Source organism: Methylobacterium oryzihabitans, from assembly GCF_004004555.2.
GTDB classification, from domain to species: domain Bacteria; phylum Pseudomonadota; class Alphaproteobacteria; order Rhizobiales; family Beijerinckiaceae; genus Methylobacterium; species Methylobacterium oryzihabitans.
Window position 1 is genome coordinate 364,166 of the sequence record NZ_SACP01000001.1, and the last position, 19,043, is coordinate 383,208.

Genomic DNA, 19,043 nt, shown 5'->3' on the forward strand with positions numbered 1-19,043 from the left:
AGATGTCACCGCCGCAACTCGACGACCGGGATGTCCGCCACCATCCCGGCCTGCACCGCCTGGTGATCGACCTCGATCCGGTCGGTGGCGAACCGCACCGGAACGTCGAACCGGAAGCCGGCCGTCACCACTGCCCCCGCCCGCGGCGCGGCCCGCAACGTCACCAACCCGGTCGCCGCATCGACCGCGAAGGCCGAGGCGGCGAGTTCCACCCCCGCCACCGCGACCCGCACAGTCCCGGCCACCGGCTTGACGATCGGCCGCCGGTACGGCGCGAAAGCCGCGCCATAGGTCTTGGCGAGGGGAAACGCGACCGCGACGCCGTCGCCCGTCCCGATCGGCTGGTCGCCCGGGCCGATCTCCGCCCCCGGCGCGGCCGAGGCGTGATCGAAGGTGTCGCACCAGCGAAAGCCGTGCAGCGGCCCGCGCCGCTCCTCGAAGAACGCGATCAGCGCCGCCACGTCGGCGGCCGAGCGCAGGGCGGGTCCGACGTTGTAGGACCGGCGCGAGTGGCGCCACAGGCTGTTGCGCTCCTCGTCGCCCGAGCCGAGCGTGACGATCTCGGTGCGTCGCTCCGGCCCGCCGCGCGAGCCGTAGGACAGCCGCAGGGGAAAGCGCACCTCGTGGAAGGCCGGCATGCTCAGAGGCTCCTGGTTCCGCGCTGCACCGCCCGGGCGAGGGCGGCGGTGATCTGGCCCTCGGCGCGGGCGAAGCTCGGCGCGTCGGCGGCGTTCACCACCACGCTGACCTGGATCGGGCGCGGCGCCTGCGGCGCGGCGGCCGTGGTCGCCGCGGGCAGGATCCGGCCGGGCTGGAGCGGCACGAAGGTCTCCCGGCCGCGCTCGCCGACCGTGTAGGCGATGCCGGGCGAGACCGGACCGCCCCCGGCCCGCCCGGTCGGGTTGAGGCCGAGCCCGCCGAGCAGGTCGCCGAACAGGCCGGTGCCGGCACCGCCGCGGCCGAACAGGCCCTCGACGCCGCGGTCGATCGCCCGGGAGGCGAGCGAGGTCGACAGCTTCGACAGCACGGTGGACAACGCCTCGCCCTTGAGGACCGCGCCCTTCAGCCCCTCGGCGAGGGAGGCGCCGAGGTCGCGCGAGGATTGCAGGAAGCGCCGCTGCACCTCCTCGGCCTCCGCCGCCTGCTCGCTCGCGGCGCCGTAGGCGGCGGCGACGCGGTCGATCTCCTCGCGCAGGGCCGGCGTGACGGTGAGGTCGGCCCGCTTGGCCGCCTCCAGCAGGCGGTACGCCGCCTCGGCCTTCGCCGCCGCGGCCTCGGACTGCCCGACCGTCTCGGCCTCGATCCGCAGCAGGGCGGTGCGGCGGGCGATCCGGTCGGCCTCGCCGCGATAGGCGGAGTCGTCGTCCGCCACCCGCGGCCGCGCCCCGGCCATGCGGGCGACCTCCTCGCGCAGGGCGGCGCCGGTCCGCGCCATCGCGCCGGCGATGCGGGTGCCCCCTGTCGCGAAGCGGCGCTCGATCTCGGCGACCGCCCGCTCGGCGGCCGGCGCCGCCCGGGCGAGTTCGCGCTCGTAGGCGCCGATATTGGCCTCCAGCGAGACTACCAGCCGGTCGATCTCGGTCGTCATGCCGGCTCCTCCGTGGCAGGCGCGGCGGATTCGCCGTGAAGCCAGGACCACAGCGCGTCCTCCTCGGCCGGAGTCAGCGGCTCGGGGGCGTCGGGATCGCGGGCGCGGTTGAACCCGTCGACGGTGGCCGCGAACTGCCACAGGCTCATCGCCCGCAGGTCCAGGGGCGACAGCCCCATCGCGGCGGCCGCCGCATAGAACCCCGCGAAGGCGAGGCGGCCGTCGGCCCGCGCCGGGCCGTCCTCGCCGCCGCGCCCGACCGGCTCGTCGGCAGCCCCGTCGAGGGCGGCGGCGAGAACGAGGGTCGCGGTCGCGATGGCCTCGAGGCAGGGCATGGCGTCGAGGGACGCGACGAGGCGGTCGGCCTCGGTCACGCCGAGGCCGCCGCCGACCAGTGCCAGCCGCAGGCAGGTGCGGATGTCGGAAAAGCGGAAGGAGCGCCCGCGATGCAGCCGGTGCAGCAGGTCGAGGGGGCCGAGCCCGATCTCCTCCTGCAGGGCTTCGAGATCGCCGATGGCGAGGCGGAACCGGCGTAGCGCACCGCCGAAGTCGAGGTCGACATGGCCGTTGCGGCTCATCGCGCCCTCACGCCGCGGCGGTGAACGGCACCGCGCCGCTCGACTGCATCGCCACCGCGACGGTGCAGCGCTCGCCGCGGATCGCCCCGACCTCGAAGCTGGTCAGGTGAAACAGCCCTTCCCAGCGCCCGCCGCCGGCGGCGCCGGTGCCCGCCACCTCGACGCGGGCGCGCACCGGGGCATCGGCCTCGAAGGCGGCGCGCCAGCGGGCGAGGCTCGTGCGCGCCATCACGCCCTTGCCGTTGATCGCCACCGACTTCGACACGACGGTGCGGTCGACGAAGGGCGCGGCGTCCTCGTCGGCGCAGTCCGGCACCGCGACGCTGTTGGTCTCCTTGGTGAACTGCACCGCCCGCTCGGTGAGGCCGCAGGGCGCCTCGAAGGCGTTGGCGGTGGTCGCGCTCTCGAGCTTCACCGCGACGGCGGAGAACGGCAGGGTGGTGGGCTGGGCCATGGTCGGCTCCTGTGGTGCGGGGGATCAGCGGGGAAGCGCCGCGACGGCGGTGAAGCGGGCGACGCCGTGCCAGGAGGCCGGCCCGTGCGGCTCGGCGAGCACGAGGCTGCGGTCGTGGGCGAGCCACAGCAATTCGCCGCGCTCCAGGGCGAGGTCGGCCTCGTCGAGGGCCGCCGCCGCCCCGGCGAGGAGGCGGCGGATCGCGCCGCCGTCGCGCTCGCCGCGGGCGAAGGCGTGGACCGACAGCCGGCAGGTGCAGCCGGTCCAGCCCTCGGCCTCGAACGGCGCCGTCTCGGGCGGGTCGAGGCGCAGGAACGGCCAGGTCTCGCGTGCCGAGACGATGTCGCGGACGCGGCCCTGGACCAGAGCCCGCAGGTCCGGGTCCGCCGCGAGGCGCGCGAGGACCGCCCGTGCGAGCGGGTCGGCGAGGTCGAGGCCGGGCATGGGTCAGGTCTCCGGGAACCGGCGGGCGAGCCGGTCGAGGGCCGGGGCGAGGACGGGTTTGGCGACGGTGTCGGCGGTGCCGAATTCGCGCGCGGCGAGGCCGGGCGCCTCGATCGTCACCACAGCGCCGAGGTCGGAGGCCGAGACGGTGGCCCGGGTGACCGCGGGATCCTCCGCCAGCGCACCGGCTAGGCGGTCGGCCCGGGCGGCGGCGCGCCCGCGCCCCCGGGCGGCGCCCGACCGGATCAGGCGCGCGAGGCCGGGCAGGCGGGGCGCGCTCACAGGGCGTGCCCGCGCAACACCGCGTAGGCGCCGGTGGCGTCGGCCTCGACCGCGGCGATGCGGTAGCGGATTCCGCCGAGAGTCATCTCGTCGTCGGTCGTCGGCAGGACGAACGGTGCCGCGATCGGGACGAGCGCCCGGATCTCCCGCCCGGGTGCCGCCCCCTCCGTGCCGGCGCCCGCGAGGTCGGGCTGGGCCCGGATCGCGAGGTCGGCGAAGCCACCGGAGCCCGCACGATGCAGGACCGCCGGCCGGGCGAGCGGCGCCAGGGCTTCGCCGAGGGCGGAAGCGAGGTCGTCGAGGAGGGCCATCACACCACCGTCACGCCGGGCGCGTTGCGCAGGAGGAGGTCGTGGAAGCGCCGGCCGTAGGAGGTCAGGCCGAGGCCGCCAGCGATCGGCGCCGGGGCGTCCCGGCGCTCGATGTGGACGCTGCCACTGCGCAGCGAGCGCAGGTCGGGACCACCGGCGCGCATCAGCGCGCCCTCCCCGCTCCCGTGCCCGTCGAGGGTGAGGCTATGGGCGGCGTGGAGGAGCAGGCCGAGATCGCGGTCGGCCTCGGCCCAGGTCGCATCGACCCGGGACGCGGCCTCGGCCAGGGCGGCGGCGACCGCCGTGTCGGGTGCAGCGGAAAAGGCGGGGAAGCGCGCCTTGAGGTCGGCGGGCGAGGCCATGATCAGGCCTCCCGCCCGGCGGCCGGCCGGCGCCGGCGAAGATCCCGGCGGGAGGCGTCCGGGGGCGCCTCCACCACGATCTCGCCGGAGGCCGCCCAGGCCGCCACCAGCGGGTCCTCGGCATCGAGCAGGTCGAGTTCCGCGCTCTCCCCGGGCTGGAGCAACCGGGGCGCGGCGTCGCCCCGGACCCAGAACGCCCGGGCGCCGGGGGCGCGGTTGGTGATCCGGGCCATCGCCTCAGATCCCGTCGAGGTAGCGGAACGCCCCGGGCCGGCGGATGTCGAGGCCGCCGAGGCGGAAGGCGCCCGGCACCTCGAACCGCCACGGCCCGGTCTGCCAGGCCGGGAAGAACCGGAACGGCATCGGCAGCCACAGCTTCAGCACGGAAGGGTCGCGGCGATAGGCGACCATCCGGGCGGTGCCGCCGGTGCCGGCGGTCTCCAGCGAGCGGACGCCGAACACCGCCAGCGGCTGGCCGGTCTCCAGGGTGTAGACGTTGTGGCCGCGGATCCATTCGAGGATGGTGACCGGGCTCGTCGGGTCGATCCGGCGCAGCCCGATCGACAGCATCTGGTCGTAGGGCAGCAGCAGGGTGTCGGCCATCTCGACATTGGCCGAGCCGGTGAAGATGCCGACGAGCTGGCCGTTGATGTCGGCGAGGATCTGGTCGGCGGTCTTCTGGGCCCAGGCGGTGCTGCCGCCGGTTCCGGTGGCGGCGGCGGTGCCGGTGGTGACGGCGGGGTTGTTGAGCAGGCCGGAGAACCCCTTGGCGGCGTCGCCGTAGAGCACGACCTGATCGATGAACTCCTCCGAGGCGCGGCGGGCGGCATCGGCCTTGTCGGCGGAGAGGTTCATGCCCATGAGCTGGGCCTTGCCGATTTCCTCCAGGTCGTAGCCGTAGCCGGTGCCGGCCATGGCGACCGTCGTCTCGTACTGGCGCCGCAGCACCTCGGCCCGCGGCACGTCGCCGGCTTGGGCGTGGATCCAGGCCGCCTGCCCGACCCGGTCGACGGAGTAGTACGTCACCGTCGAGACCCATTCGGGCGCGTCGGTGTCGACCGGGACGAGGCGGGGATAGCGGATCGACGGATAGAGCGTGCGGTAGACCGTCGGCTCGATGAAGCTCTGCTGGCTGACCAGGAAGGCGAGCGCCCGGGGGGCGTCGGTGACGAGGGGGCGGGGCGCGGTCATGGCCGGGTTCCTCACTTCAGGCGCAGCTTCGCGAGCCCGCCGGCACTGGCCGACGAGTCGAAGCTCGCGTTGGGGATGGCGGTGGTGCCGGAGGCGTTGGCGGTGAAGCCGCCCGACCCGGTGACGTAGGCGGGCGCGCCGGCCGCGACGCCGTTCACGACAGTGATCCAGACGACGCCGCGGATCAGCACCGGCACGCTGTCGCCGCGGGCATAGGCGTCGCCGTTGGCCGGGCGGGCGTTGTGGTCGACGAGGGTGACCCCCCGGAACACCGAGCCGGCGGCGCGGATGCCGGCCTCGGCGGTGCCCTGGAACGCGGCCTTGCCGAAGCCGATGCCGGCGGCGTCCTCGGCGTTGCGGCTGATCGCGGTGGCGAGTTCGGCCGAGGCGATCATGCCCTCGTAGGCGGCGGCCGCCGGGCCGTAGCTGGTCTGGGTGGCGGGCATCACTGGTCTCCTCTCGGGTGCTTCCAGGCGTTGCGCAGGGTCTCGGCCATCGCCGCGTGGGCGGCCTCGGGCGAGAGGGCGTCGGCGGCGGGGCGGCGCAGGGCCGCCCGCAGCGGGTCGGGGCCGGCGGGTGGGCGGGCGGCGACGACCCGGAACGCGCCCTCGATCGAGGCCGGGCTCATCGCGGCGGCCTCGGCCTCGCCGAGGCTCGCGGCGACCGCCGCCCGCCGGATCGCGCCGGCGTCGAGGCCGGCCGGGTCGAAGCCGTCGCCGAGGAGCCGGCGGGCGTCGGCGATCAGCGCCGCCCGCTCGGCCGCCAGGGCGTCGATGTCGGGCGCCCCGGCGCGGAGCGCCGCGATCTCGCCGTCGCGCAGGGCGAGCGCCGCCGCGTGCTCCTCGCGCAGGCGGGCCATCGCGGTGTCGTGGGCGAGCAGCGTCGCCACCGCGTCGGCGAGGCGCCGGCGCAGGTCGCCCTCCGCCCCGTCGCCGATGCGGCATTCGGGGCCGGCGCGGCCGCGCTCGACGATCGCGACATGGTCGACCACCACGCCGGTCTGGCGAGCGTCGTAGGGGCTGCCGTCCGGCGCGGTGCCGGGGGTCCAGTCGAGGTCGCAATGGTAACCGACCGAGATCTCGCGGCGTCCGCCCTGCACCGCCGCGATGGCGGCGGCGTCGGCGAGGAGCATCGGGATGCGGACGAACTCGCCGTCGCGCAGAACCTCGTCGCCGACATGCCCGCGGGCGACCTCGCGCCACGTCCGCGGGGTCACGGCCTCGGCCGGGTGGTCGAGGGTGACCGCCTTGTGGCCGAAGCTGCGCAGGGATTCGGCCCGGAAGATCTCCTCGGGGTCGCGGTAGACCCGGACCGCGGCGAGATCCGGCCGGGCGAGCTCGTCGCCGCGGTAGAGCTGGACGTTGCCGGCCCGGGCGGCCCGGGCCTGGACCACGAGGGCGCCGTTGCGCGTCGGGCGCGCGGCGTCGATCCCGGCCGCGGGGCCGAGGCTGAAGGTGTCGAACAGGGGCATGGCTCTCGCTCGCAGGCCGGCCGCTTGGGGAAAGCCGGGGCCGGCAGACCGGCGTCAGGCGGGCGGGCGCCGGGACAGGGCGGCGTCGAGGCCCGGAAACAGGTCGGCGCCGCGCAGCCAGCCCTCGACCCCGGCGCCGAGGGCTGCCGCCGGCACGAGGCCCTCGCGGGCGAGAATCGCCGCGGTCTCGGCCTTGATCCGGCCGGTCTCGGCCTTCTCGCGCTCGCCCGGCTGGCTCAGGGGCCGCCACTCGTACCAGACCTCGGGCGCCGCCCGGCCGAGGGCGTGGCGCAGGAGCAGCGCGTCGAGGCGGGCGAGGGCCGGCGTCAGCTCGGCCTTCTGCCGGGCGGCGACGTGATCGTGGTAGTTGCGGGCATCGGCCTCGCCGGTGGCGTTGAGGCCGGCCGGCGACTGGCCGAGGAGCCGCGTCACCGGGATGTCGGCGGCGCCGGCGGCGACCTGGAGGAACAGGCGCGCCGTCTCGGGCAGGCCGGCGAAGTCGAGCTGCTTCTGCTGGTAGCGCTCGCCGGTCGGGCTGGCGCCGTCGCCCTCCAGCAGCAGCATCCCGAACATCCCCTTCATCCGCGCCGCGTAGGCGAAGCGTTCCGTCAGGCGCCGGGTGCCGTCCTCGGTGGCGAGCGCCTGCGACAGGCCCGGCACCGAGATCACGTCCTGCTTGGACTCCGGCAGCATCGCCGCGATGTGGGCTGCGGCGCTGCTCGCCTGATCGACCGCCTCGAACGCCGCCTGGAGCACGCTGTCGCCCCAGCCCTCGCCGCCGCCCTCCTCCGGGACGGGGGCGCCGAGGAGCCGCACCACCCGCGACGGGTGGACCGCCTGCCCGCCCGGCAGGGCGTAACCGGCCGGCTCGGCGAACCACGGCGAGAGCGGGTCGCGCTCGACCGCGCCGGCCCGGATCGCGTGGCGGCTCACCGCGTGCAGGAAGCGCAGGGACCCGCGCCCGACCCGCTCGGGGTCGAGCGGCAGGGCGGGATCGGGGGCGCCGTCGCCGATCAGGATCACGGCGCCGCCGTAGAGCCGGGCGAGGCGCAGAGCCTGCATCACGACCGCGCGCAGGCGCAGGCCCGCTTCCGCCGCCTCGATCGCCGCGACGTCGGCGGGGGCGGCCTGCCACGCCCGCCACTCGCGCAGCATGTCGAACGGCACCACGTCGACGATCTTGCGGGCGAGCCAGTTGTCCCGGTAGGCGGCCTCCAGCTCCGCCCGCGCCCGCGGGACGTGAACGTGAAGGAGCCCGGCGCTCTTGTCGCGCGGGCCGCCGAGGCCGGAGACGAGGTTCTGGAGACGGTCGGCGAGCCACATGGTCACAGGACTCCCAGCATGCCGTAGCCCGGGACCGCGAGCGCCGCGAAGGCGCGCGACAGGGCGTCGATCTGGTCGAGGAAGGCGCCGTTGGGAAACAGCGCCGCCTCGTCCAGGAAGGCGTCGTTCCACGGGCCGGCGACGAGGTGGAGGTTGCCGGCCTCGGCCTGGGCGGAGACCGGTTGCGCCCGGGTCGCCTTGTCGCCGCTCTCGGGCGTGGCGCGGGCGTCGAAGCCGGCGAGCCGGCGGACGAGGTACTGCGCCTGGGCCTTGCCGGCCTGGCCGGGATCCTGGGGCAGAAGAACCCGGCAGTCGGGGCCGTCCTCGGCCGCGGTGGCGAGGATCAGCCGCTCGACGCCGCCCGGCGAGAGCCGGTCGCGGCGCATGTCGGCGAGGTAGAGGTGGCCGTCGGGCGCCCGGCCGAGTTTGGCGCCGGCGGTGTAGGCCGGTTCCGAACCCGGCCGCGGCACGCTTGCGGCGAGGTCCCAGGCCCGCACCCAGCGGCAGCCGGCGGGTGCGGCGCCCACGCGGCCGAACCACGCCCGCTTGAACAGCCCGCCCTCGCGCGGTGCCGGCCGCTGCTGGAACTGGCCGGCGGCGGCGTAGGCGCCCATCGCCGCCTTGTCGCGCTCCACCGTGGCGCGCGGGAAGCGGGCGGGGAACAGCAGTTCGCCCGCCTCCCGCCGCGGATCGCGAAAGCCGATGCCGGTGACGCAGGCGCGCTCGGGCTCGAACTCCATCGGCAGCATCAGGTGCTCGTAGCCGAGGTCCCGGGCCAGGATGGTGCCGGCGACGTCGCGCTCGTGCAGCCGCTGCATGATGACCACGATCGCCGAGCCGGCCGGGTCGTTGAGCCGGGTCGGCACCGCCTCGAGGAACCAGCGGTTGACCGCCTCGCGGACGCGCTCCGAGTTGGCGCCCTCGACCGAGATCGGGTCGTCGAGGATGAGGCGGTCGCCGCGCGACCCGGTGATCGAGCCGGCCGAGACCGCCTCGCGCAGGCCGGTGGCGCGGGTCTCGAAGCGCTGCTTGCTGTTCTGGTCGGGCATGAGCTGCACCCCCTCGCCCCACAGGGCGCGGTACCAGTCGGAGGTGACGAGGCGGCGCGCGCGCAGGTTGTCGCGCACGGCGAGCCGCAGGGCGTGGGAGACCGCGACGGTGCGCAGGGCCGGCCGGCCGCGCGGGCCCCATTCCCAGGCCGGCCAGAACACGCCGGCCGCGAGGCTCTTCATCGTGCCCGGCGGCACGTTGATGAGCAGCCGGGTGATCTGGCCGGCGGTGATCGCCTCGAGGTGCTCGGCGACCGCATCGATGTGCCAGCCGTGGCTGTAGGGGGCGGCCGGCTCGATCACCGGCCAGGCCCGGCGGATGAAGCCGGCGAGGCCCTGCTCGCAGTCGAGCCGGTCAAGCGCCCGCAGCAGGGCCGGCGGGTCGCGCAGCCAGGACATCGGCGATGCGCCGGAGCTGCTCGCGCTGCTCGGGACCGAGAAGCCGGAGCGCGACGTCGATGCGGGGTGCTTGCTCACCGGCTCCGCCGTCGAGGCCCAGGGCCTGCCGTTCGAGGTCGATCCAGAGACGCGCCGCCGCCGCGATGTCGCGCAGGGCGGCGCTGCGGCGGGGCAGCGAGACGGCGCGCTCCAGGGCCTCGCGCCGGGACGGCTCGTCGTCGGCCGCGGTGGCGGCGGCGATCAGCCCTTCGAGTTCGCCGATGCGGGCCGAGGCCGCGTGGAGTTCGTCGAGCAGCCGCAGGGTCACGGCCTGCCCCTGCTCGATCACGATGCGGCGGGCCTCGGCGCCGCGGGCCGGCGGCAGGAGGTCGGGCTCCGGGGTCGGCAGCTCGGATGGGCGGGTCCAGCCCTCCCCGCGGGCGCGGCGGCGGATCGTGTCGGGGTGCAGCCCGTGCGTGCGGGCGAGATCCTGCACGGAGACCGGGCCGCCGCGATAGGCCGCCTCGATCGCCGTCCAGTCGGTTCTGGGGCGTGCCATGGTGATCCCGAGATGAGGCACGGCACATGCGAAGACTTGCTGCGGCCGATCGCAGGACACGAGCCGCCCGCCGCCTCGGTGATGCCGTGGGCCGGGTCCAGGGACACATCCCCGCGAGCGGGGCAGTCGAGCGGCCACTTCCCGGTGGCAGGCCGCAGACCTGGATAACCTGCACCCTTGATACGACGGCTCCTGATGTTCGTCAAATGTTCTTTTGCAAGTGAAAGAAAAAATCCCTTGCGGTCACAGCAGGCCCAGGGCGGCGAGTTCGCGCCGCATCGGCTCGGGCATCGCCGCGAGGCCGTCGGCGGCGGCGCGGGACAGGTCGCGCGGGGCGTCCGCGTCCGCGAGGTAGCGCCAGCCCTGGAACGGCCGGCACGGGCGCGGCTCGACGGCGACGAGCGCGGGATCGAGCACGATGCGGCAGCGGCCGATGCCCTCGGCGTCGGTGAACGGGCGCAGGTCCAGCACCGGCTGGCGGCAGGCGATCTGGCCCTTGATGACCCAGTACAGCGAGCCCGCCCCGGCGATCTCGCCGCCGCGCTTGGGCACCATGCGGGTGGTGTGGGTCTGCTCGTGCGCCCGGCCCTGGCGTTCGGCCTCGGCGCGCCGCTCGGCGATCCAGGCTTCGAGGTCGCCGATCGACTCGCAGCCGACGCAGAGCTTCAGGAGGTGCAGGGTCATGGAACCGGTTCGCGGGCCCGAGAGGATGGGCCCGGCTGCGGCCTGATCGTGGCGCCCGCGCGGCACCGGCCGGTCCCGGCGCGGCGCCGGCTCACGAGAAGCGGCCGAGCTTCTCGCTCAGGATCAGCCGGTCGACATCGTGGAAGACCTGGGTCAGTGACAGGATCTCGGCGGGCTTGGCCCCTTCGCCGTCGTCCTTGGCGTCGTGGGCTTCGGCCTCGTGGGTTTCGGGCTCGTGCGTCACGGTCTCGTGCGTTTCGGCCTCGGCCGCCTCGGCATCGTCCATCGCGGCATCGTCCGGCACGGCCGGTTTCGCCGCGGCGATCGCCGGAGTCGCGTCCGACTCGGGCTGCGGGGCCTCCGCCTGCACGGTGGCCGGCTCGTCCGGGACGGCCGTCACCACGGTCGTCATCTCGACCTCGGGAACCGCGACCTCGACCGCGACCGGCATGAAGGCGAGATCGTCGAGCGGTTCGGCGGTGTCGACCAGGGTCAGGCGGGGCGGCCCGGCGGCGCCCGGCGGCGTCGGAGTGCCGATCACCGCATCCACGTCGCCCTGGTCGAGACCGACATCGACCGGGGCCGAATGATGCCCGGGAGCCGGCTCGATCGGCTCCTCGCCCTCCTCGGCCCAGATCGCGATCATCGCGTTCACCCGCTGTTCGAGGTAGCGCAGGGTGTTGACGATGCGGCTGGTGCGCTGGGCGGTCAAATCCTGGAACGAGCAGGCGGTGTAGATCTGGGTCGCGTTGAGGTCGAGGGCGTCGCAGACCTTGGTGTCGGCGCCGCTCTCGCGCAGGGTCCAGGCGACCTCCTGGACCTGCTCGGCCGCCTGCAGGATGTCGGAGGTCGCCCGCTCCGTGGTGCGCACGATCCCGTCGAGCGCCTCGGACGCCGCGAGCAGCCGGCTCTGGTCGTGGTCGGGGGCGTGGATCGCCGCGATCTCGGACTTCGTCCGGCTGATCGCCTTGGCCATCTCCATCAGGTCGAAGCGCAGGCGGTCGAGCCCCTGGGGCTGCTGCCGGTCGGGCCGGACCGCGTTCTCGAGCCGGCCGATCGCGTCGAGCAGGACGTCGGTGTCGGCGTTGCAGTTGCGCCGGGCGTACTCGCTCAGGAACCAGCGCCCCCGGGCCGTTTCCAGGAGCGCGGACTCCAGGGCGCCGTACTCTTCCGGGCTGATCGTCGTGAGCAGTTGAGACGCGACCATGTTCCGACGTTCCAGCAGGATCACCGGCGATCCTCTTGAGCGCGCTCAGGTGTGACATCCCCCCGTTAACGGCGGCTTACGCGCCTGTCGCTCGCTCCCCGCCCCTTCCCGGCCGGCGCCCGCGCCCGATCTCGCCCCCGATGCCCGCTCTCCCCACCGCGACCCGCCTCGGCCTGCTCTACGCGCTCGTCTTCGCCGGGATCGGCGTCGCGATGCCGTTCCTGCCGCTCTGGCTCGCCAGCCTCGCCCTCGCGCCCGAGACGATCGGGGTCCTCCTCGCCCTGCCGATCGGGGTGAAGATCCTCGCCACCGCGCCGCTGATGGGCCTCGTCGACCGCGGCGTCGCCGCGCGCCGGATCCTCGTCGCCGGCAGCCTCGGGCTGTTTCTCACCTACGCGGCGATGCCGGCGGCGGCCGGGTTCGGCTGGCCTTTCCTCGCCGTCCTCATCGCGGCCAACGCCGTCGCGGCGGCGCCGCTGGTGCCGTGCCTCGACTATCTCAGCCTCGCGGCGGTGCGCCGGGAGCCGCGGCTCGCCTACGCGCGGATCCGCCTCGGCGGTTCTCTCGGCTTCCTCGCCGCCAGCCTGGGCGGCGGCTGGCTCCTCGGCCTCGTCGGCGAGCGGGCCGGGGCGACGGTGTTTCTCGCGGTGCTCGCCCTTGTGTCGGCCGCCGGCAGCGCGATCTTCCTCGGCCTGCGCCGCGACGGTCCGCCCGCAACCGCGCGCCCCGTCGCGGCGCCCGCCAGGCCCGGCCGGATGCCGCCCGCCCTGCTGCTGGCGATGGGCGCCGCGGCTCTGGTGCAGGCGAGCCACGCGGCGGTCTACGCCTTCGGCAGCATCCAGTGGGCCGCCCTCGGCCTGTCGCCGGCGGCGATCGGGCTCGCCTGGGCGGTGGGGGCGCTGCCGGCCGCGATCCTGCCGCTCCAGGTGCTGCACGGCCTCACCTTCGGGGCGACGCAGCTCGGCGTGATGGCGGCCCTGTCGCGCCTCGCCCCCGAGGGCGCGCGCGGCGCCGCGCAAGGGCGCTATTCCGCCCTCGCGGCGCTGGCCTCGGCCCTCGCGACGCTGGCGAGCGGCGCGGCGTTCCGGTTCGGCGGCGGATCCACCGCCCTCGCCCTGATGCTGCCGGTGGCCGGCCTCGGCCTCGCGCTGGCGCTCGCCGCCGGGCGGGCCCGGCGCTCCCTCGATTGACCTTGCTCAGTCGGCCTCGCCCGTCGGCACCTTCACGCTGAACTTCACCTCGCGCAGGGCGAAGTTCGAGTGGATGTGCTGGAACGCCGGGCACGAGAACACCGCGTCGCGCAGGAAGCGCTCGTAGTGGGCCGCGTCGCGCACGATCACCCGCAGCAGGTAATCGGCGTCGCCGGTGGTCGAGAAGCATTCCAGCACCTCGTCGCGGCCGCGGATCATCCACTCGAACGCCTCGACGCCGTCGCGGTCGTGCTTGGTCAGGGTGACGTGGGCGAAGACGCACTGGCCGTAGCCGAGCGCTCCAGGATCGGCGAGGGCGACGTAGCCGCGCAGCACGCCGCGCTCCTCCAGCGCCTTGAGCCGGCGCCAGGTCGGCGAGGTCGACAGACCGATGCGCTGCGACAGGTCCTGCACGCTGAGGCGCGCGTCGTCCTGGAGCGCGTCGAGGATCGCGCGCTCGTAGCGGTCGAGGCCGGGGCGGCCGGTGGGCATGATCGTTCTCCTGACGCGCGCGATCGGGTCGGTTCATGCCATATCCGCCACGGATCGGGGAGGATTCAGGCAGGCTTTGCCTCCGGGCCGGTCGTAGCCTGACGGTCGGGCCATCTCCCGGAGACCGCCGTGACCGACCTCGGCTACCAGCTCGACGACCGCTACCGCCGCGAGGGCGGCCGGGTCCATCTCACCGGCACCCAGGCGCTAGTGCGGCTGATGCTGGATCAGGCCGCGGCCGACCGGGCGCGGGGCTGGCGCACCGCCGGGTTCGTGTCGGGCTACCGCGGCTCGCCGCTGGGCGCCGTCGACCAGGAGATGTGGCGCGCCAAGGACCATCTCGACGCCGCCGGCATTCGGTTCCAGCCGGCGATCAACGAGGATCTCGCCGCCACGGCGCTGCTCGGCACGCAGCGGGTCGCCCTCGACCCGCAGGCCACCGTCGAGGGGGTGTTCGGCCTGTGGTACGGCAAGGGCCCGGGGGTGGACCGCTCCGGCGACGCCCTGCGCCACGGCAACGCCTACGGGTCGAGCCCGCGCGGCGGCGTGCTGGTGGTGGCCGGCGACGACCACGGCTGCGTGTCGTCCTCGATGTCGCACCAGAGCGACCTCGCCCTCGCCGCCTGGGCGATGCCGGTGATCCATCCGGCCTCGATCGCCGAGTACCGCGCCTTCGGCCTGTGGGGCTTCGCCGCCTCGCGCTTCTGCGGCGCCTGGGTCGGGTTCAAGGCGGTGTCGGAGGTGGTGGAGAGCGCCGCCTCGGTCGACCTCTCCCCGCTTCCCGTCTTCGCCGCGCCGGACTTCCTGCCGCCCCCCGGCGGCCTGCACGTGCGCTGGCCCGATCTTCCGTCTCCGGGGATCGAGGCACGGGCGCTGGCCAAGCTCGACGCCCTGCGGGCCTTCGCGGCCGCCAACCCGCTCGACCGCCTCGTGGTCGCGCCGGCCCGTCCCCGCCTCCTCGTCGTCACGGTCGGCAAGGCCCATGGCGACGCCATGGAGGCGCTACGGCTCCTCGGGCTGGCGCCGGAGCGCCTCGCCGAGGCCGGCGTCGCCGTGCTGAAGGTCGGGCTGGTCCATCCCCTCGACGGTGCCGGGCTCGCGGCCCTCGCGGCCGGCGTCGAGGAGGTGCTGGTCGTCGAGGAGAAGGCCGGTGTCGTCGAGGGCCAGCTCAAGGAGGCGTTCTACGGCCTTCCGGCCGACCGGCGGCCGCGAATCCTCGGCAAGCGCGACGCCGCCGGCGCGCCGCTGGTTCCGGCCGTCGAGGAACTGCGCCCGTCGCGCCTGACCGCGATCCTCGCCGGGCGGCTGCGGGCCCTCGGCATCGCCCTCGCCGAGCCCGACCTGCCGGCCCCGCCCGGCCCGCCCGAGGGGCTGCCGGTGCGCACGCCGTATTTCTGCTCGGGCTGCCCGCACAACACCTCGACCCGGGTGCCGGAGGGCTCGCAGGGACGCGCCGGCATCGGCTGCCACTTCATGGCGAACTGGATGGACCGCGACACCACCGGCATCGTGCCGATGGGCGGCGAGGGCATCGACTGGAGCGGGCAGGCGCCGTTCACCACCCTGCCGCACGTCTTCCAGAATCTCGGCGACGGGACCTACTTCCATTCCGGCCACGCGGCGATCCGGCAGGCGGTCGCGAGCGGAGCGAACATCACCTACAAGATCCTGTTCAACGACGCGGTGGCGATGACCGGCGGCCAGCCGGTCGACGGGCCGCTCAGCGTCGGCCGGGTCAGCCGGCAGATGGCGGCCGAGGGCGTCAAGCGCGTCGTCGTGGTGTCGGACGATCCCGACCGGGTCGCGGCAGCTTGCGCCTCCGATCCCCTCGCCCCCGGCGTCGCGGTCCATCACCGCGACGACCTCGACCGGGTCCAGCGCGCGCTGCGCGAGATCGCCGGCGTCACCGTGCTGATCTACGACCAGACCTGCGCCACCGAGCGTCGTCGGCGGCGCAAGCGCGGGCTCGTGCCGGCCGAGACCCGGCGGGTCGTCATCAACGAGCGGGTCTGCGAGGGCTGCGGCGACTGCCAGTCGAAGTCGAACTGCCTCTCGGTGGTACCGGTCGAGACCGAGTTCGGCACCAGGCGCACGATCGACCAGACCTCGTGCAACACCGACCTGTCGTGCCTGAAGGGGTTCTGCCCCTCCTTCGTCACCGTGTCCGGCGCCCGGCCACGCCGGGCCGCCGGCGTCGCGGTGGCGCCCGAAGCGGTGCTCGCCCGCGCCGCTACACTCGCGGAGCCTGAAACCCGCCTCGGCGAGCGCCCCTACGAGATCCTGGTCGCCGGGGTCGGTGGCACCGGAGTGGTCACGGTCGGGGCGCTCGTCACCATGGCGGCGCATCTGGAGGGGCGCGGCGCCAGCGTGCTCGACTTCACGGGTTTCGCCCAGAAGGGCGGGCAGGTGCTGTCGTTCATCCGCCTCGCCGCCGGGCCGGACGGGCTGAATCAGGTCCGGATCGACCGCGGGCAGGCCGACGCGGTGCTGGCGTGCGACCTCGTGGTGGCGGCGAGCCGCGAGGCCGCCGGGGTCATCGATCCGGCCCGCACGGTGATCGTCGCCAACAGCCGCGAGATCCCGACCGGCGCGATGCTGCGTGACCCCGACGCCCGGGTCGACACGCGGGCGCTCGCCGCGCTCCTCGCCCGCCGGGTGCGGACCGGCGCGTTCCGCAGCCTCGACGCCCACGCCATGGCCGAGCGCCTGACCGGCGACGCGCAGACCGCCAACGTGCTGCTGCTCGGCCATGCCTGGCAGATCGGGCTTGTGCCGGTCTCGCTCGCCGCCCTCGACCGGGCGATCGTCCTCAACGGCGTCGCGGCCGACGCCAACCGCCTCGCCTTCGCCTGGGGCCGCCTGCTCGCCGCCGATGCCGACCACGTCGCGGGCCTACTCGCCACGCCCGAGCCGGATCCTGAGACCCTCGACGGCCTGATCGCCCGGCGCGCCGCGTTCCTCGCCGAGTACCAGGACGCCGCCTATGCCGAGCGCTTCCGCGACCGCGTGACGGCGTTCCGCGAGGCCGAGCGCTGGAGCCTCGGCGGCGACGAACTGACGACGGCCTTCGCCCGCTCGCTGTTCAAGCTGATGGCGGTCAAGGACGAGTACGAGGTCGCGCGGCTCCACAGCGACGGCGCCTTCCAGGCCCGCCTCGCCCGGGAATTCGAGGGACCGGCGCGCCTCACCTTCCATCTCGCGCCGCCCTTCCTCGTCCGGCCCCGCCCCGGCGAGACCGAGCCGCGCAAGATCGCGTTCGGGCCCTGGCTGCTGCCGGTGCTGCGCGGCCTCGCCGGCTTGCGGCGGCTGCGCGGCAGCGCGATCGACCCGCTGCGGCTGATCGGCGAGCGACGCGAGGAGCGCGCCGTGCTGGCCGAGTTCGAGCGCCACGCGGCATTCGTCCAGGCGCGGCTCGGCCGCGATGACCGCGGCGCCCTGCTCGACCTGCTCGCCGCCCCGATGGCGATCCGCGGCTTCGGGCCGGTGAAGGCGCGCGCGATCGCGCAATGGCGGCAGCGCAGCGCCGAACTGCTGCGCTCCCTGTCCGAGCCGGACCACGCCGTTCCGCGGGAGGAGCGCCCCCGGGCGCAGGCGTGAGGCGAGGGCGGCGGGCCGCCCGTGCCGCTCAGGCCGCCTTCACGGTCGCCAGGAAGGCCGACACCTCGGTCGTCATCTGCCCGGATTGGCGCGCCAGCTCGGAGGCCGCCGCGAGAACCTGAGCCGACGCAGCCCCCGTCTCCCCGGCGGTCTCGCGCACGGACACGATGCTCGTGCTCACCGCCTGGGTGCCCTGGGCGGCCTGGGTCACGTTGCGCACGATCTCCTGGGTGGCGGCGCCCTGCTGCTCCATCGCAGCGGCGACGCCGACCGCGATCGCGCGCAGTTCGACGATGGTCGCGGCGATCGCCCGGATCGCCGCCACCGCCTGCTGCGTCTCGCCCTGAATGCCGGCGATCTGCCCCGAGATCTCCTCGGTCGCCCGCGCCGTCTGGGCGGCGAGTTCCTTGACCTCGGCGGCGACGACCGCGAAGCCGCGTCCCGCCTCGCCGGCCCGCGCCGCCTCGATCGTCGCGTTGAGCGCCAGCAGGTTGGTCTGTCCGGCGATCCCGGAGATCAACCCGACGACGGTGCCGATCTTCTCGGCGCCCTCGGACAGGCCCTGGACGATCCGGTGGGTCTGCTCGGCATCCGTGGTCGCCTTGTCGGCCATGGCCGAGGATCGTGCGACCTGACCGGCGATCTCGCGGATCGAGGCCGCCATCTCCTCGCTCGCCGAGGCGACCATCTGCACGTTCGACGCGGTCTGGCCGGCCGCGGAGGCGACGCCCGCCGATTGCTCGGCGGTGCGCGACGCCGCTCCGGTCATCGTCCGGGCGGTCGCCTCCATCTCCGTCGCCGCCGAGGACAGGGCCTGGGTCAGGAGGCCGACCTGGGCCTCGAACTGCCGGGTCGCCCCATCGAGCGCTTCGGCGCGCCGGCCCTTGGCGGCCGACTCGGCGAGGGCGGCCTCGTCGGCCGCGCGCTTGGCGATCATCGCCTCCTTGAACACCTGCACGGCCTTCGCCATGGCGCCGATCTCGTCGCGACGGTCGGTCCCCGCGATCGGGCTCGACAGGTCTCCGCCGGCGAGACGGCCCATCGTGGCGGTGATGCCGGCGATCGGCCGCACCACCGAGGCGAGCACTGTCCTGACGCCGAACGCGAGGGCGGCCAGGGCCACGACGGCGCAGGCGATCAGGCCGAGCCGCGACCACCCCGCCCGGTCCTGCGCGCGGTCGTACTCGGCCCGCGTCTCGGCGAGTTGCACGGCGGCCAGTCTGGACAGGGTCTCGGCGAGCGGCTGCACCGCCTGGAACAGCTCGTTGTGAACCCCGCCGTAGCCGTCCATCCGCCCGGCCCGCAGGCGCTGCACGGCGGCCGCGAGTCCGGCCTCGGATCCCCGCATCCGCTCCTGCATCTCGGCCGCGAGGGCCTTCTCGGCCGGGATCAGGTAAGTCGCGAGATAGGCCGACCATTGCGCGCGGACCGCCGCGAGGTCGCCTTCGATCTGCCGCGCCGCCGCCGCCGGGTCGAGCTGTCCGTCCCGGGCCTTGCGCGAGGTGTTCGCGACCCGGTCGTAGAGGTCGCGCAAGCTGTTGAACTGCTCCAGGCAGATCACCCGATCCTCGTAGATCGTCCGGATGCTGGCATTCGCCCAGTGCGAGGCGAGCCCGCCGAGGGTGGTCGAGAGGATCAGCGCCAGAGACAGCAGGCCCAGCACGCCGACGAGGCGACTCTTGATCGTGAGAAACATCGGGCTTCGACTCGCGCAGGCAAGGTGGAGGGGACGGGACGGTGGGCCACGTCGAAGCTGCACGGAATTCGTTCACATTACATGCAGTTTCATCACTAAAGTTGACCTGACGACAGTGCGGTCGGCCCGGGGAACGCAGTCCCAGGGCCGACCGCGCCGCCTACTCGGCCGCGCCGCCTACTCGGCC

21 protein-coding genes are annotated in these 19,043 nt (G+C 74.9%); 2 read left to right on the top strand and 19 right to left on the bottom strand.

The window, feature by feature from the left end; translation table 11 throughout:
* Positions 1-5: 5 nt before the first annotated feature.
* The 17 genes from EOE48_RS01655 to EOE48_RS01735 all read right to left on the bottom strand — a co-directional run bounded on the left by EOE48_RS01655 (position 6) and on the right by EOE48_RS01735 (position 11,881).
* Positions 6-638, bottom strand: coding sequence for a phage distal tail protein, Rcc01695 family (locus EOE48_RS01655; protein ID WP_187371284.1), 633 nt, complete (start codon positions 636-638; stop codon positions 6-8).
* 2 nt (positions 639-640) lie between these two features.
* The gene (locus tag EOE48_RS01660; RefSeq protein ID WP_127727022.1) at positions 641-1,588 is read right to left on the bottom strand and encodes a hypothetical protein; all 948 of its coding nucleotides are present in this window, start codon (positions 1,586-1,588) and stop codon (positions 641-643) included.
* Positions 1,585-2,166 (bottom strand): gene transfer agent family protein, encoded by a 582-nt coding sequence (locus EOE48_RS01665; RefSeq protein WP_127727023.1) that lies wholly within the window; start codon positions 2,164-2,166, stop codon positions 1,585-1,587. Before EOE48_RS01665 ends, EOE48_RS01660 begins: the two co-directional genes overlap by 4 nt.
* A gap of 7 nt (positions 2,167-2,173) precedes the next feature.
* A complete protein-coding gene (locus tag EOE48_RS01670) occupies positions 2,174-2,620 on the bottom strand; it encodes a phage tail tube protein (RefSeq protein WP_127727024.1) in 447 nt (148 codons plus the stop codon).
* 24 nt (positions 2,621-2,644) lie between these two features.
* Positions 2,645-3,064, bottom strand: a complete 420-nt coding sequence (locus EOE48_RS01675) for a DUF3168 domain-containing protein (RefSeq protein WP_127727025.1) — start codon at positions 3,062-3,064, stop codon at positions 2,645-2,647.
* Positions 3,065-3,067: 3 nt separating this feature from the next.
* Positions 3,068-3,346, bottom strand: a complete 279-nt coding sequence (locus EOE48_RS01680; RefSeq protein ID WP_127727026.1) for a hypothetical protein — start codon at positions 3,344-3,346, stop codon at positions 3,068-3,070.
* Positions 3,343-3,657, bottom strand: a complete 315-nt coding sequence (locus EOE48_RS01685) for a head-tail joining protein (RefSeq protein ID WP_127727027.1) — start codon at positions 3,655-3,657, stop codon at positions 3,343-3,345. The genes EOE48_RS01680 and EOE48_RS01685 overlap by 4 nt, the downstream gene beginning before the upstream one ends.
* Positions 3,657-4,019: a DUF4054 domain-containing protein gene (locus EOE48_RS01690; RefSeq protein ID WP_246153891.1), complete on the bottom strand. Its 363-nt coding sequence runs from the start codon at positions 4,017-4,019 to the stop codon at positions 3,657-3,659. Before EOE48_RS01690 ends, EOE48_RS01685 begins: the two co-directional genes overlap by 1 nt.
* A 2-nt stretch (positions 4,020-4,021) precedes the next feature.
* Positions 4,022-4,252, bottom strand: coding sequence for a hypothetical protein (locus EOE48_RS01695; protein ID WP_127727029.1), 231 nt, complete (start codon positions 4,250-4,252; stop codon positions 4,022-4,024).
* Between the two features lie 4 nt (positions 4,253-4,256).
* A complete protein-coding gene (locus EOE48_RS01700; protein WP_127727030.1) occupies positions 4,257-5,210 on the bottom strand; it encodes a DUF2184 domain-containing protein in 954 nt (317 codons plus the stop codon).
* A gap of 11 nt (positions 5,211-5,221) precedes the next feature.
* Complete coding sequence (locus EOE48_RS01705; RefSeq protein ID WP_127727031.1) at positions 5,222-5,656, bottom strand: structural cement protein Gp24; 435 nt, start codon at positions 5,654-5,656, stop codon at positions 5,222-5,224.
* Positions 5,656-6,681, bottom strand: a complete 1,026-nt coding sequence (locus EOE48_RS01710; protein WP_127727032.1) for a DUF2213 domain-containing protein — start codon at positions 6,679-6,681, stop codon at positions 5,656-5,658. The genes EOE48_RS01705 and EOE48_RS01710 overlap by 1 nt, the downstream gene beginning before the upstream one ends.
* A 54-nt stretch (positions 6,682-6,735) precedes the next feature.
* A complete protein-coding gene (locus tag EOE48_RS01715) occupies positions 6,736-8,004 on the bottom strand; it encodes a DUF1073 domain-containing protein (protein WP_127727033.1) in 1,269 nt (422 codons plus the stop codon).
* A 2-nt stretch (positions 8,005-8,006) separates the two neighbouring features.
* Complete coding sequence (gene terL, locus EOE48_RS01720; RefSeq protein WP_187371285.1) at positions 8,007-9,452, bottom strand: phage terminase large subunit; 1,446 nt, start codon at positions 9,450-9,452, stop codon at positions 8,007-8,009.
* Positions 9,409-9,990: a hypothetical protein gene (locus tag EOE48_RS01725; protein ID WP_127727034.1), complete on the bottom strand. Its 582-nt coding sequence runs from the start codon at positions 9,988-9,990 to the stop codon at positions 9,409-9,411. The genes terL and EOE48_RS01725 overlap by 44 nt, the downstream gene beginning before the upstream one ends.
* A 243-nt stretch (positions 9,991-10,233) precedes the next feature.
* A complete protein-coding gene (locus EOE48_RS01730; RefSeq protein WP_127727035.1) occupies positions 10,234-10,674 on the bottom strand; it encodes a DUF1489 family protein in 441 nt (146 codons plus the stop codon).
* Positions 10,675-10,765: 91 nt separating this feature from the next.
* Positions 10,766-11,881 (bottom strand): hypothetical protein, encoded by a 1,116-nt coding sequence (locus EOE48_RS01735; protein WP_127727036.1) that lies wholly within the window; start codon positions 11,879-11,881, stop codon positions 10,766-10,768.
* Positions 11,882-12,021: 140 nt separating this feature from the next.
* On the opposite strand from EOE48_RS01735, the gene EOE48_RS01740 reads away from it, so the two are divergent.
* Positions 12,022-13,071: an MFS transporter gene (locus EOE48_RS01740; RefSeq protein ID WP_127727037.1), complete on the top strand. Its 1,050-nt coding sequence runs from the start codon at positions 12,022-12,024 to the stop codon at positions 13,069-13,071.
* Between the two features lie 6 nt (positions 13,072-13,077).
* Here the strand turns inward: EOE48_RS01740 and EOE48_RS01745 are convergent, their stop codons facing one another.
* Positions 13,078-13,563 carry an Lrp/AsnC family transcriptional regulator gene (locus tag EOE48_RS01745; RefSeq protein WP_127727038.1) on the bottom strand — a complete coding sequence of 162 codons (486 nt, stop codon included), beginning with the start codon at positions 13,561-13,563 and terminating at the stop codon, positions 13,078-13,080.
* A gap of 129 nt (positions 13,564-13,692) precedes the next feature.
* Between EOE48_RS01745 and EOE48_RS01750 the strand changes: the two genes are divergently transcribed.
* Positions 13,693-17,160, top strand: a complete 3,468-nt coding sequence (locus EOE48_RS01750; RefSeq protein ID WP_127727039.1) for an indolepyruvate ferredoxin oxidoreductase family protein — start codon at positions 13,693-13,695, stop codon at positions 17,158-17,160.
* 28 nt (positions 17,161-17,188) lie between these two features.
* Here EOE48_RS01750 and EOE48_RS01755 read toward each other — a convergent pair whose 3' ends face one another.
* On the bottom strand, positions 17,189-18,856 hold the full coding sequence (locus tag EOE48_RS01755) for a methyl-accepting chemotaxis protein (RefSeq protein WP_127727040.1): 1,668 nt from the start codon (positions 18,854-18,856) through the stop codon (positions 17,189-17,191).
* Positions 18,857-19,043: the final 187 nt, after the last annotated feature.

What these genes read in the sequence shown, in the direction of transcription:
- EOE48_RS01715 (WP_127727033.1), bottom strand. Translation starts at nt 8,004, where the DNA reads ATGTGGCTCGCCGACCGTCTCCAGAACCTCGTCTCCGGCCTCGGCGGC.
- EOE48_RS01735 (WP_127727036.1), bottom strand. Translation starts at nt 11,881, where the DNA reads ATGGTCGCGTCTCAACTGCTCACGACGATCAGCCCGGAAGAGTACGGC.
- EOE48_RS01755 (WP_127727040.1), bottom strand. Translation starts at nt 18,856, where the DNA reads ATGTTTCTCACGATCAAGAGTCGCCTCGTCGGCGTGCTGGGCCTGCTG.
- EOE48_RS01660 (WP_127727022.1), bottom strand. Translation starts at nt 1,588, where the DNA reads ATGACGACCGAGATCGACCGGCTGGTAGTCTCGCTGGAGGCCAATATC.
- EOE48_RS01665 (WP_127727023.1), bottom strand. Translation starts at nt 2,166, where the DNA reads ATGAGCCGCAACGGCCATGTCGACCTCGACTTCGGCGGTGCGCTACGC.
- EOE48_RS01700 (WP_127727030.1), bottom strand. Translation starts at nt 5,210, where the DNA reads ATGACCGCGCCCCGCCCCCTCGTCACCGACGCCCCCCGGGCGCTCGCC.
- EOE48_RS01725 (WP_127727034.1), bottom strand. Translation starts at nt 9,990, where the DNA reads ATGGCACGCCCCAGAACCGACTGGACGGCGATCGAGGCGGCCTATCGC.
- EOE48_RS01690 (WP_246153891.1), bottom strand. Translation starts at nt 4,019, where the DNA reads ATGGCCTCGCCCGCCGACCTCAAGGCGCGCTTCCCCGCCTTTTCCGCT.
- EOE48_RS01745 (WP_127727038.1), bottom strand. Translation starts at nt 13,563, where the DNA reads ATGCCCACCGGCCGCCCCGGCCTCGACCGCTACGAGCGCGCGATCCTC.
- EOE48_RS01695 (WP_127727029.1), bottom strand. Translation starts at nt 4,252, where the DNA reads ATGGCCCGGATCACCAACCGCGCCCCCGGCGCCCGGGCGTTCTGGGTC.
- terL (WP_187371285.1), bottom strand. Translation starts at nt 9,452, where the DNA reads ATGTCCTGGCTGCGCGACCCGCCGGCCCTGCTGCGGGCGCTTGACCGG.
- EOE48_RS01685 (WP_127727027.1), bottom strand. Translation starts at nt 3,657, where the DNA reads ATGGCCCTCCTCGACGACCTCGCTTCCGCCCTCGGCGAAGCCCTGGCG.
- EOE48_RS01655 (WP_187371284.1), bottom strand. Translation starts at nt 638, where the DNA reads ATGCCGGCCTTCCACGAGGTGCGCTTTCCCCTGCGGCTGTCCTACGGC.
- EOE48_RS01675 (WP_127727025.1), bottom strand. Translation starts at nt 3,064, where the DNA reads ATGCCCGGCCTCGACCTCGCCGACCCGCTCGCACGGGCGGTCCTCGCG.
- EOE48_RS01730 (WP_127727035.1), bottom strand. Translation starts at nt 10,674, where the DNA reads ATGACCCTGCACCTCCTGAAGCTCTGCGTCGGCTGCGAGTCGATCGGC.
- EOE48_RS01670 (WP_127727024.1), bottom strand. Translation starts at nt 2,620, where the DNA reads ATGGCCCAGCCCACCACCCTGCCGTTCTCCGCCGTCGCGGTGAAGCTC.
- EOE48_RS01740 (WP_127727037.1), top strand. Translation starts at nt 12,022, where the DNA reads ATGCCCGCTCTCCCCACCGCGACCCGCCTCGGCCTGCTCTACGCGCTC.
- EOE48_RS01705 (WP_127727031.1), bottom strand. Translation starts at nt 5,656, where the DNA reads ATGCCCGCCACCCAGACCAGCTACGGCCCGGCGGCCGCCGCCTACGAG.
- EOE48_RS01710 (WP_127727032.1), bottom strand. Translation starts at nt 6,681, where the DNA reads ATGCCCCTGTTCGACACCTTCAGCCTCGGCCCCGCGGCCGGGATCGAC.